At 39.9% G+C, this 12,694-nt stretch carries 6 protein-coding genes; 5 read left to right on the plus strand and 1 reads right to left on the minus strand.

All coding sequences use genetic code 11. The features are described 5' to 3' along the window. Positions 1-74: 74 nt before the first annotated feature. Both DXA07_RS01995 and DXA07_RS12960 read left to right on the plus strand, forming a co-directional pair. The gene (locus tag DXA07_RS01995) at positions 75-1,037 is read left to right on the plus strand and encodes a MarR family transcriptional regulator (protein ID WP_118483150.1); all 963 of its coding nucleotides are present in this window, start codon (positions 75-77) and stop codon (positions 1,035-1,037) included. A 36-nt stretch (positions 1,038-1,073) separates the two neighbouring features. After that, a complete protein-coding gene (locus DXA07_RS12960) occupies positions 1,074-1,244 on the plus strand; it encodes a hypothetical protein (protein WP_182429554.1) in 171 nt (56 codons plus the stop codon). 105 nt (positions 1,245-1,349) lie between these two features. Here DXA07_RS12960 and DXA07_RS02000 read toward each other — a convergent pair whose 3' ends face one another. Further along, entirely contained in the window at positions 1,350-2,405 is a 1,056-nt protein-coding gene (locus DXA07_RS02000; RefSeq protein ID WP_118483152.1) for an acyltransferase, read from the minus strand. A gap of 178 nt (positions 2,406-2,583) precedes the next feature. On the opposite strand from DXA07_RS02000, the gene DXA07_RS02005 reads away from it, so the two are divergent. The 3 genes from DXA07_RS02005 to DXA07_RS12965 form a co-directional block, all read left to right on the plus strand. After that, positions 2,584-8,226: a CDP-glycerol glycerophosphotransferase family protein gene (locus tag DXA07_RS02005; RefSeq protein ID WP_118483154.1), complete on the plus strand. Its 5,643-nt coding sequence runs from the start codon at positions 2,584-2,586 to the stop codon at positions 8,224-8,226. 357 nt (positions 8,227-8,583) lie between these two features. Further along, positions 8,584-10,707, plus strand: coding sequence for a hypothetical protein (locus DXA07_RS02010; RefSeq protein ID WP_118483156.1), 2,124 nt, complete (start codon positions 8,584-8,586; stop codon positions 10,705-10,707). Further along, positions 10,590-12,694: DUF5979 domain-containing protein (locus tag DXA07_RS12965; protein WP_207663733.1), on the plus strand; the 2,105-nt coding region annotated here is incomplete at its 3' end. The genes DXA07_RS02010 and DXA07_RS12965, both read left to right, overlap by 118 nt.

The following is a 12,694-nucleotide window of genomic DNA, read 5'->3' on the forward strand; positions in this document are numbered from 1 at the left end:
GATTACAAAAAACTTGAACAATAACTGATAAAATGTTGTTGTATATAAAAACATGTTACTAAAGGAGGCACTTTATGATAAACACGATTAATCAAATGTTTGGAACTGATTTTGAAATGAAGAAAATTGAAAAAATAAAGGGACTTCCGGTTTATATGCTGTCCCAAAGAAGTATTTACGAGGTGTCAGATAAAGAAAATCCATTTATATTAGTTAAATTGGCAGATTCTGAAAAATTTGGCGTAATTGCTTTAAAAAAACAGCAAAAGCAATATGAAGAAAAGACAAATCTGCCTGTTGCATATTGGTTTGAAAATATTACCAGAGCTCAGCGGGATGCACTTATTGGGCATCGGATTCCTTTTGTGGCGGATGATAAACAGATGTACCTTCCATTTTTGGGGATTGCAATACACAATTCGTTCAGGAAAAAGAAAGAAATTAAAACTGAAAAAATGATGCCTGTTACACAGAGCTTATTTTTGTATTTAATATACGAGTGCAAAAATAAGAAAGTTATGAAAAAACAGGCTGCAGAATATCTGAATGTTACAAAGACATCAATTACAAGAGCCAGTGAACAATTAGAAAAGATGGGACTGATATGTCAGGAAGCAGATGGAAAAGAATGTTATATGTGGACAGAGGATAGTGGCTATCAATTATTTATAAAAGCAAAACGGTATCTGATCAATCCGGTGCAGAAGTCATTTGTAGTAGAGAATCTGAATCAATTTACGGGCATACCCGTATCAGGCGAAAGTGCTCTTTCAAATTATTCGATGTTGAATCCTTCGGTTATTGAAAGTGTTGCCATTGATAAATCTATGGCAAAAGAATATACGTTTAAAAAAATAGATGAAAGATGGGAAGATAATAAGGATATGATAAGAATTGAATTTTGGAAATATAATCCTGATCGGTTTTCAAAAAATGGCATGGTAGATCCTATATCGTTATGTATGTCCCTATCAGACGTGGAAGATGAAAGAGTTGAAGGCTCGATTGAAGAAATGTTGGAGGAATATGCATGGTAGTTGGGATAGATACATTTCGAGAAAAATTTAAAGCATATGCAGATTGTTCAAAATGACTCCAAAATAAAAGTTGAAGGTCTGGTAAAAGAAAGTATTGCAGCGTTTTTAGAAGAAGTGTTAGATGAGATGCTTCCATTGGCACAATTAGGACTTCCATTTGAAAAAGAAGAGACAATTACAATTCTTCATGAGTTATATTCGGTATAAAAATATATTATATATGAAATACATAATAAGGGAAATAATATTTGTAAAAAGGAGAATGAGTATTGAAAACTCATTCTCCTTTTAAAATCTAAAATTCAGATCCTGTTATTTTGTATGATGAATAGTGGGTATACGGATCTTGGTGATAAGTTTAGTCAATCTGTTTAAAATCAGCGCCAGTACGATGGATATAGTAACCATGATCAGTTCGTATCGTCCATAACAGGTATGGTAGCCGTAATCTCTCATAATGCCTCGTACAGTAACGTGCGTCAGATATAATTCCAGGGAATATTTGCCAAACCACTCAAAAAACTTTTTTATGCAGTTATGTAATTTCTCAAAACGCTTCAATTTACCAAATAGAATTGCAATTAAGATACATGCACTTATATTAAGAAAAGCAGCGGAATATCGCGCAAATATAATTTTGCTGCCCTTCCGAAATTGGATTGCGAATAAAGATAAAAGCATCAAACCATATGTACCATAGGATATAGGGCGCTTTTCATAGGAGTATTTACCAATAAAGCAGCCAAGACAGAAAAATGGAATACGTAATAAAGCCAGATTGATATTGCTGAAAAAGCCTTTATTTGATAATTGGACTACTATGGCTATCATAGTGAAAAATGTGAAAAGATTGATCAGACGCATTTGTTCGGATTCTTCATCTGGCGCTTTATCCAATACCCGGAATATGAATGGAAAAATAAGATAACAAAAGCATATTAACAGGATATACCAGAACCATGCCATTCCCCGTGTAAAAAATGAATAGAAAAATATATCAGAAAAAAATGCCTTTATTCCTGTTTTTTCAAAGAAAAGATCATTCCAGCAAAGAGCGGGTATAGATACCAGAAAATATGGAATCAGGATTTTGGTAAATCTCCGCTTATAAAACTGGGAAATATCCGGATGCTTTTTCATTGCGTAGTACAAACCAAAACCGGATAAGAAAAGAAAACCGTCTACACTTGAACTGGTGATATAGTTACGGAAAAATTCTACCCATCCGTTTTTGTGGACGTGATAGATGCCACAGTCTTCCACATAATGAAATACTATAATGCATATAATAGATATTCCCATCAGAACACCACGGTAATCGGAGATGATATCCCATGTGTTTTTCTTTTTTGTTGTAATTGTTTTCATAGATAAAACCCTCTTTAATATATTTTTAAGTCAAATATGTAAAAATAATCATACAGCAAAAGAAGCGACTTGTACATAGGTGGAATCTTAATAAATATAACAGGTACTTGTATACAACAGGGATATGATTTATAATAAATTTAATTATGTTTACAAATAATAGAGGAGTTAGGAAGAGATGCGTTTAGGCGGATTGAAAAAGTTTTTTAGTAGAGATACAGATAAAAAAGATGAAAAACTTGAAATAGAGATTAAAACAGAAGAACGGGATATAGAGCAGGAAAAACAGGCACTGGAGCAGGAACGCCTGGAGGAAAAGGAACGTCAGCAGGCATTGATCGATGAGGAAAATGCGAGAGAGGTAGCCGAGGTTCACCAGATCTGCGCGGGAAAAGAAAAGGACAAGGTATGGGCGTTCTGTGCCGGACAGTACAGTAATGATTTTCGGGGGAATCCAAAATATCTGTTTTTGTATATCAATAATTATAGAAAAGATATTGTTCCATACTGGCTGTGTGATGATGTAGAACTGATCGAGATGATCCGTGGTATGGGCTTTCATGCATATCGCATGGGAACACCTCAGGCAGAAACAATCATCAGCTATACCGGCGTACTGGTTTCTGAGCAGGTAAAGGCATTTATTCCGGATGGACTGGAACAAGCAAAGTATCTGAATCTCTGGCACGGTGTTGGCGGTGTAAAGGTTGTAGAGCGTAAGATCAAAGAAGGACGTTTACTGCCGGAGCTTGCAAAGAAATATATTGCAAGAAATGAATATTATCGTACCTATGAATTATATCTGGCACCATCTGCATTTATCGAGAATATAGCAAAGGCGGAGCTTGGATTAACGGAGAAGCAGATCGTAAGAGCCGGATATCCAAGATGCCTGTATCAGGCGAATTATAAGAAGATTGAAACATATGATCATGATCTGATCGGACAGAAGGGGCTTCCGGAGGATACCAAGATTGTTGCATATACACCAACGTATCGGAATAATCCGGATGGTGAGCTGTTCTCAAAGGCAATTCCGGATATTGACCGTATCATAGAGGTATGTGAGAAAGAGCATCTGTTGATGATATTTAAGATGCATCCGCTGCTTGAAAAGGAACAGGGCTTCCTCTGGGCAAAGCAGAGATATGCAGATTGTAAATGGCTTTTGTTCTGGGATAATACCAATGATTTCTATGAGATCTTAGATAAGATTGATCTGTGTATCATGGATTATTCCTCTATATTTACAGATTTTATTGCGGCAGGCTGCAAGCATTTCCTGCGGTATGCGTTTGACTTTGACAATGACGATCTGGATTTCCCGATGGATTATGATGAGGTTACACCGGGCCGAAAATGTAAGAATTTTGATGAATTGGTTCAGGCACTTTCGGAATATGAGAAAGACGATATCAGCGATAGTCTGGATCGGATCAGTAAGCTGTACTGGGAGTATTCTACTTCAGACAGTATGGATAAGATCATTGACAGCACGATCGCATTTGTACCGGAGAAGGTAGAGCTTCCAACTCTGTATAGCTTTGATATCTTTGATACGCTGTTTTCCAGAAAGGTACTCGATCCGGTTGGCATTTTCTACTATGTACAGGAAAAAATGCAGGAGGATGGAGGGTTCCCAAGAGCGCTTGTTCTGAATTATCCATCAATCCGTAAAACATCAGAAGCAAATGTAAGAGAATATTATAATAAATCAATTGCACTTCGCGAATCAGAAAAGGTTGAGATCCAGTTTGATGAGATCTTTGTCCGTATGGCATCCGTATATAATCTGACAGATGAGCAGGTACAGAAGCTAAAGGCTTGGGAACTGGAATGTGAATATGACAATGTAATCCCGTTGCCGGAGCAGATCGATATGATTAAAAAATATCTGGCACAGAAAGATACGGTTATTCTGGTCAGTGATATGTATCTGCCGAAGGATGTAATCCTTGAGATGCTCCGCAGAGCAGATCCGATGTTGACAGAACTGCCACTGTATCTGTCCTGTGAATATGGAGTCCAGAAGGTATCACAGCAGTTATTCTTTGAAGTATTTGCAAGTTTTGAACCATATTATGATTTTAAGAAGTGGGTTCATTATGGTGATAATCCGATTGCCGACCACAATCCACCAAGAAAGATCGGAATCGAAGTAAGACAGGTTACAAAACCGGAATTTTCCGATATTCAGACACAGTTGGTAGAACAGCTTGGAACGTATGATTCCTATCTGGTGGCTGCACTTCAGACCAGAATGGCTGCAAAGGCAGTATATACAAGAGATGAATTTGTATCCACATTTGTGACGATCTGCATGGTTCCATATGTAGACTGGGCGCTTCGGGATGCAATCAGAAGAGGATATCAGACGTTATATTTCATTTCCCGTGACGGACATCCATTAAAACGGATTGCAGATGCGATCATTGAGGCGCGGGGACTTAACGTAAAGACAAAATACATCTATGCATCCAGAAGAACATGGAGAATCCCTTCTTTTATCCATGAGGTTGACCGTGAATTCTGGGAGCCATATGGCAGTTTTGGAAATATCACTTCTAAGGACAAGCTGTTAAAAGCAATGGATCTGACAGACCGTCAGTTCCGTAAGTTTTTCCCGGCGGTTGTTTTGGATGGAGTTAATTTTACAGATAAGAAAGTATTAAATGGTCTGATCGACATATTTAAAAAGTCCGAAAGCTATAATCAGTATCTGATGAAAAAGGGAGCAGAAGAACGTGTACTTGTCAGCAGATATCTGGAGCAGGAGATTGACCGGACAGAGAAATTTGCCTTTGTGGAATACTGGGGCAGAGGTTATACACAGGACTGCTTTGTCAGACTGTGGCATGATATTGTAGGGGAAGAAGTGGATGTACCTTACTATTACAGTAGAACGGTACTTCCGACGATTGGTCATTCCGTACGGTATAATTTTACAACCAATAATACAGCACAGTTCTTTATGGAAGGCATTTTTGCAAATATGCCATATAAGAGTATTGAGAAATATCAGGTAGTAGATGGCAGGGTAGAGCCGATCATTGTTCCGGTTCCACACGATACGAGCCTGTTTGACTCCATGCAGAGACTTCTTCCGGAATTTGCATATCAGTATGCGAAGCTTCCACTTCATACACCGGAAGATACAGACCGGATGCTGTATGAATTTGCATTGAATTATTATAGAAATAATCTGGAAAATGAGGAATTTGCTGAGCAGATCGGTGGACTGGTAGATTCGATTTCCCTCTATGGTAAGAAGCGTGAATTTGCACCGCCATTTACCATGAAGATGTTAGACAGCTTTGCGTCGAAGGAGAAAACCCGTGGAATGGGAAGTGTTACGACGAGTATCACCATGTCTGTAACCCGTGCTTCGGAAGAAGTAAAGAGACGGTATTTTGAGATGTACCAGATCATGCCGGGTGATGGATATGCTTCCGGCAGACTGTTATCAGAAGGAGAACTGGAAGAGAACAGAAAATACAAAGAGAAATACGAAGAGATCAAGGAGCGTGCAGAGCGATTTGCCGAATTATATGACGAGGCATCGGATGTATACGGTATTGAGAACAAGATCGTATTTGTAACAAATGCGAAGAATTTTACATCCGGATATCTTGGCAAGATGGCAGAAATGATGAAAGCACATAAGGAATTTTCGGTTGTTTTGCTTCGTATGGGTAACACCAAAAAGACGGATGAAGAGATTGCAGCGATTGTTGCATCTGCAAGATACATTATTGTTCCGGCAGCGATCCACCTGTTCTGTCGGACATCCTTCAGAATGGGAACAGATATGATCATGCTTCGTGATAATGCATTTAACCTTTATAATCAGGGGTATGAGGTTCGCTATTTCCTCAAATGGAAGCAGAAATATTTTGATTATGTCCTGAATAATGATACGGATATCCTTCAGGTCCCATCGGAACATCAGAGAGCGGAATTTGATAAGCAGTTCTCGCCAAAGGAAATGGATCGGGAAGTTCTGTATGGAAACTGCAGTACGGATATGTATTTTGATAAGGACTTCATCAGTGAGGCAAAACAGAAGCTGCAGGATCTTTTCCCGGAGACAGCAGACAGAAAGGTTATCCTGTACATGCCAACGCTTCGTAGAGTGAATTCCAGCAGCATATGGGCGAGAATCTTCAATATGCAGGCATTAAGCAAACTGATCGGTGATAAGTACTGTGTGGTTGTCAGCCTGAATGTGATCCAGAGCAAGAATGGATTTAAGAATGAACTGGAAGTAGAAGGCTTCAGTAAATGTATTAACAAGAACAATGGTATGACGATCCGTGCCTTAATGGTAGCAAGTGATGTGATCGTAGGTGATTACAGAGATTCCTTCTTTGAGACAACGATTCTGCGTAAGCCGGCATATTCGACCGCCTATGATTATGAGAAGATCATCAAGGGGCTGAATATGTCCCTGCATGCAAATGCATTTGATCAGAACCTGTTCTGCCCGATCGTCAGAACCGAACAGGAGCTTGCGGATCAGTTGAAGCAGATCGATCACTATGATTATCAGAAGATGGATCAGTTCCGGGAGAAGATGTTTGCAAACTGCGACGGACATTCCATGGAGCGTGTGCGTGATTATCTGCTTGCACATTACAAGGATTACGATAATCTGGTTACAAAGGATGAGCAGAAAAAGAATAAAGAATTTTATGAGAAATATCAGGAGCTGAAGAAGGTTGCGGATGAATTTGCAGAGGCATATGAGCTGGTCGTTCCGGAAACGGATATTGTAGATCAGATCGTTCTGTTATCTGAAAGAGCACTCACAAATAATGATCCATTGTTCCAGTTGAAGGAATATCTGAAGGAACAGAAGATCTCCTGTAAGGTATTAATGCTGGATCAGAAAAAGACGGATCTTCTGCTACTAGCAAGGGAGCTTGCAACAGCAAGATATATTGTGACTTCAAAACCTGTTTCAATCCTGTGTCGCTGTGAACTTCGGGAGGAAACAGAGCAGATTATGTTGCCAGAGCTTGCATTTTCATTATATAAGAAAGAACTTCAGGCTGTTGATGAGATTAGGTGGAAGAGAAAGGGCGCGCATCTTGCTGCACAGAATCCGGTTTCGGTGCTTCAGATTCCGTCTGAAGGACAGGAAGATCTGTTCCGTAAGACCTATTCCGGAAATGGAAATGTTTATTGTGGACTGAAGGGAAGCTGCAATACGGATCAGTATTTTGACCAGAAGCTGATAGAGGAATCCAGAAATGCACTTATGAAGCTGATACCGGAGCTGAATGGACGTAAGATCATTCTGTATATGCCAAGCTGGAGAAAAGATAAAGAAACCAGAAAGACGGCGATGCTTTCTCTGAGCAAAATGCAGACAGCGCTTCAGGATAAGTACATGGTTGTGCTTCATTTTGATCAGGCAGGTCAGAAGGAAAAGAACCTGGAACAGTACGAGATCCCTGGTTTCTGCAAGGTGCTCGAAAAAGAGATTCCGGCACGAAGACTGCTGATGGCAGCCGATGTGATCGTAGGAGATTACAGTGCTTTATTCTTTGAGAGTGTGCTGCTTGGAAAACCGATGTATTCATCTGCATATGATTATGAGACATTCATAGAAAAAGACAGCATTCAGATAACAGCAGAAGAATTTGCAAATGAAATGTTCTGTCCGATCGTGAAGTCTGCAGAAGATCTGGTGAATGAGATCCGACAGATTGAATCATATGATTATCAGAAGCTGGAAGTATTTAGAAAAGATGTATTTGCTGACTGCGATGGTAATTCAGTCAGACGAGTTGCAGAATATCTGCAGCAACAGAGATAGAAAATGTGACAACAATACAGGAGCCGTTCCCGATTATGGGGAGCGGCTCTTTTTACTTTATAGGAAAGTTTGTCTTATAAAGTAAAAAACTCCAGAAATTTGTTATGCGAAGAGAGCGTTTCTTTACGGAATAAACGAAATATGGGATTCCTGGTTATATTTATAAAGAATTAGGTGAAAAAATATTGAAATGAAGACCCGGTTGTGTATAATATTAAATATCTATATTCAGGTATAGCAGTTTCTTGCGCTCAAAATTAAAGAGATGCGTATAATAATATATCTGAAGGAAGTAACAAAAGAGCAAAGAACAACAAAGAATAAAGAGAACAAGAACAACAAATGGAGGTAAAGAGAATGGGAAGGAAAAGCAAAAAAGTAGTTGCGCTTTTACTGGCATTGCTCATGGTCTTCTCAGTTTGTTCACCAGTCAGCGGTGGAACAGGTCTTGGAAGTACCAGTGCAAAAGCTGGAAACAGTGCACAGCCGGCGACAGCGTCAGATGCAGAGGAGAGCGAAAAGGGAATTACTCCTTTGGCAAATCCGGATGGCTTGACGCTTAGTGATTTCACGATCAAGGTGAATGGAACTACGGTTTCAGACGATTCCAATGTTAAGAATGGTGATAAGGTTGGAGTTTCATTCAAATGGGCAATCGCAAATAATTCCAGACTTAAGAGTTTTAATGTAGATCTGGCAGCACAGGGAATTACGATTAATGATTATGCAGAAACAGAATTGTATGATGAAACCGGTGTTGATGTTGGTACCTGGTATATTCAGGACGGAAAATGTTATATTACATTAAAAGATGAATTCCTGGATGAAAGTGAGATCAATGGATGGGCAAATATTGATGGCTCTGTTGATTTTGCAGATACTGATCTGGATACAGAGAATAAAGGAACGATCAAGATCGGAGATGCCAGCTTTACGGTCAATGTTGATCTGAATGAGTCAGAAAGCTATGCAGGCTCCAACAAGAGCAAGGGTACTGTAACATGGAATCCGGATGGTTCTATCACACAGTCCTATGAAGTAACGGTCACAGCATATAATGGCAAGGTTACGCTTGGGGATGCAACAGAGACGATGGGTTCTGCGCTTACGAATATATCAAATATACAGGTAAACGGAACCGGTTACACAAGCTGGTCAGATGCACAGGCAGCAATGTCAGGCATGGTTCTTGATTCGAAGGATGAAACAGCAAAAACAGCGAAGATCATCTATGATGTAACAGTCAGTGCAGCAGATGTAAAGCAGGCATTTGCGGAAGGTGATGTGAATATCTTCGACAATAAGTTCTCAGTAAAATATAAGACGAATAAGGACAATGACAAGGATACAGGCAGTGTTACAACAGGGCTTAATATCAGAAAACCATCGTTGTCCAAGAACGGAACCTGGAACACGGATGCATCCGGCAAGAAGACATCGATCACATGGACAGTTAAGCTTCAGTTGGGAGATCTGACAAAGGATCCAACCTTTGATATTAATAATGTAGCGATCAGGGATACATTAGGACAGTATCTTACAGCTTCCGGTCTTCCGGCAGGGGTAAGCCTTGCTGATCTGAAGCTTAGTGACTTTACAAAGAATGGTGATACATACAAATTCACATATACAACGGATGTAGCAGATACTGCCTTGGATTCTGCACTTCCGACAGTGCTTACAAATGATGTAGATGTAGATTTTGATGGAACGAAATATAAAAAGACTGGTACCATGCAGACAGATGGCAAGGGTATTCTGGATAAGGAATTTGTAAAAGCAAATGCAGATGGTACATTAACATGGAAGATATCGATCAATATACCTGCATCAGATATGATCACAGAAGTGTCATTAAATGAATCCGATAAATCAAATGGAAGCTGGCAGTCATTTGTGTCTAATGTGGATATTGAGGGAACAAATGTCATCAACAATGGTTCTCTGGTAGCCGGAAATGGAATTGTAGCTTCTGTCACGAAAGCAGATCAGTGGGGTATCCAGTTCCGATTTGATGATGCGTATATCGCATCAAAGAAGGGACAGGTTATAGAGGTTACAATTATTACCAAGCCGGAAAATCTTACAGATGGGGCAAATTTTATTAACCATGCAAATCTGACTTATAAGGATAAGAATGATACAAAGTTCTCTGCGGATGCAGAAGCAAATTATAAATATACAAATAGTCTGGATAAGACAGGAACGGTCAGCACAACAAAACTGAATACGATCGATTATTCGTTATCTATTAATTTATCTGAGATTTCCGATGATCTGAAGGTTGGCGATGTGATCACAGTTACTGATACGCTGCCTGATACGCTGCAGTTTAATGATGATGCTGAGCTGCAGCTGAAAAAATGGGCAAACCAGTGGTATCACAGGCAGATGGCAGTGCAGCAGCCATCACGGGAAGCATCAGCGGACATACGATCACATACTCGATCCCTGTTACACAGCAGATATTGGATGGTATAGCAGATGTAGCATCGAATACTTCATTTACCAAGTATGTGGCAGAGATTACATATTCTGCATCGGTAGCAGATGATATATTAACAGATTATGTTAAGAATGGAGCATCGATCAATGTTACAAATAATGCAGAGGTTTCCTACAACGGAGAATCCAAGGGAAGCAGCTCCACAACAAATACGATCACACCTGGAGATACAGTCAAGAAGTCAGGTGTATATATTCTGGAACAGAAGAAGAACAACGGCGAATTAACATCTGTCAAAGATCAGGTTGTAGAATATACCGTATATGTCAATACAAATGCGGCTAAGCTTGCAAATGGAGGTACGATCCATGCAGAAGATACAATGGGAAGTGCCTTGTTGTTCCAGGCAGACTCTCTCCATGTCTATGCATATAATGGAGACGGTAATCCGGAAAAGGATGCTTCCAACTGGACAGATATCACATCAAACTGTGCATTCTCCTATGATGCAGGAAGCAGAACAGTAAAGATGAATCTGCCGGATGGCAAAGCATTAAAGCTTGTATACCGTGCAGAAGTGAATCAGGTGGTTGGAGGAAAGCTGGATGCATCAAATGCATCAAACAGCTTCAGCCTTACAGGTTACACAGGCTCAAAGGGATCAACAAGTTCAACTATTTCAACAACTGTTCAGGAGCCACATGCGGGCGTAGAATCAATATATGGTTCTATTACATTATATAAATATTGGACAAATGGCAACAATCAGATGCAGATGTTAAATGGTTCAGTATTTGCATTATATAAATGTAAGACAAATGCTGCAGGCGAATGGATAAAAGATATTGAGCCTGCTCCGGTTATGAGTAATATCTCATTAGGCGCAGATGGAACTAAGGAAATCAACAGACTTCCATATGATCAGGTATTTGCATTGTATGAAAAGACGGCGGATGATGGTTTCTCTGTTCAGAAGGAGCCATATTACTTCATGGTCAGCAAGAGCAGCAGTGATGTCGTAGCTCCAAGCTGGGTTGATCAGCGGTTTAACAGCGGATATCTGTATTATGAGAACAAGCCGGGCAGCTTTACAGTAGAGAAAACGGTAGATGGAGATACAGATTCTCTGCAGAGCTATGAAGAATTTACATTTGATCTGCTGGAGATCAATGCTCCAAGTATGGCGGACGGAAAAGTAGTATACAGTGGAAAATCAGGCGGTGTCAACAGACAGACCACCTCCAGCAAAACGACCGGTGCCGGAAGCTTTGGTGAGATTCAATATACAACAGCAGATATAGGAAAGACCTTCTATTATAAGGTGTCAGAGCAGAAGGGCTCTGTCGATGGAATGACTTACGACACTTCTTTCTATATTATATCTCTTGATGTTGATGCAAATGCAGCCCAGGGTATTTATACGAAGAATGTGTCAGTTAAGAAATATAAATCGGATGGTACGCCGATTGCAGGAACTTATTCTGCAAGTGCCTTAGGATTTGATAATTCAACTGCACCACAGAAGGGCGATCTGAAGCTTGAAAAGATAGTAAGCGGTGATTATACACCAACAGCGGGAACAGTCTATAAGGTTTCAGTAAAAAATAAGGCAACAAACAAGTATTACGATAAGGACGGCAAAGAAAGTACTTCTCAGGTATATATTGAAGTACCGGCCGATGGAAGCGTAACGATCAAGGATCTTCCGGTTGGAGATTATACAGTAGCCGAGAATGAAACGGATGCAGCAAAAGCTGGTTATGCATTAACAGTAACCGGAACGGGGGATGTTAAGGTAACTAAGGATACAACCACGACCGCAACCGTAACGAATACTTACACCCAGGATAAGGGAAGCTTAACCGTAGCCAAGGCAGTTGTAGGATATGACTTTGGAGCAGCAGGCAAGAACTTTACAATTTATGTAACAGATGCAAATGGAAAGTATGTCAAAGAGGATGGAAGCATAACAGCAACCAAGACAGGAATCAGCGTGCCGGCAAACGGAAGCGTAACGATCAA

It is taken from the genome of Clostridium sp. AM54-37XD (assembly GCF_003478225.1).
Taxonomy (GTDB): domain Bacteria; phylum Bacillota; class Clostridia; order Lachnospirales; family Lachnospiraceae; genus Coprococcus; species Coprococcus ammoniilyticus.

Excerpts from the sequence above, each read along its gene's own strand:
- DXA07_RS01995 (WP_118483150.1), top strand. The coding sequence starts at position 75 with ATGATAAACACGATTAATCAAATGTTTGGAACTGATTTTGAAATGAAG.
- DXA07_RS12960 (WP_182429554.1), top strand. The coding sequence starts at position 1,074 with ATGCAGATTGTTCAAAATGACTCCAAAATAAAAGTTGAAGGTCTGGTA.
- DXA07_RS02000 (WP_118483152.1), bottom strand. The coding sequence starts at position 2,405 with ATGAAAACAATTACAACAAAAAAGAAAAACACATGGGATATCATCTCC.
- DXA07_RS02005 (WP_118483154.1), top strand. The coding sequence starts at position 2,584 with ATGCGTTTAGGCGGATTGAAAAAGTTTTTTAGTAGAGATACAGATAAA.
- DXA07_RS02010 (WP_118483156.1), top strand. The coding sequence starts at position 8,584 with ATGGGAAGGAAAAGCAAAAAAGTAGTTGCGCTTTTACTGGCATTGCTC.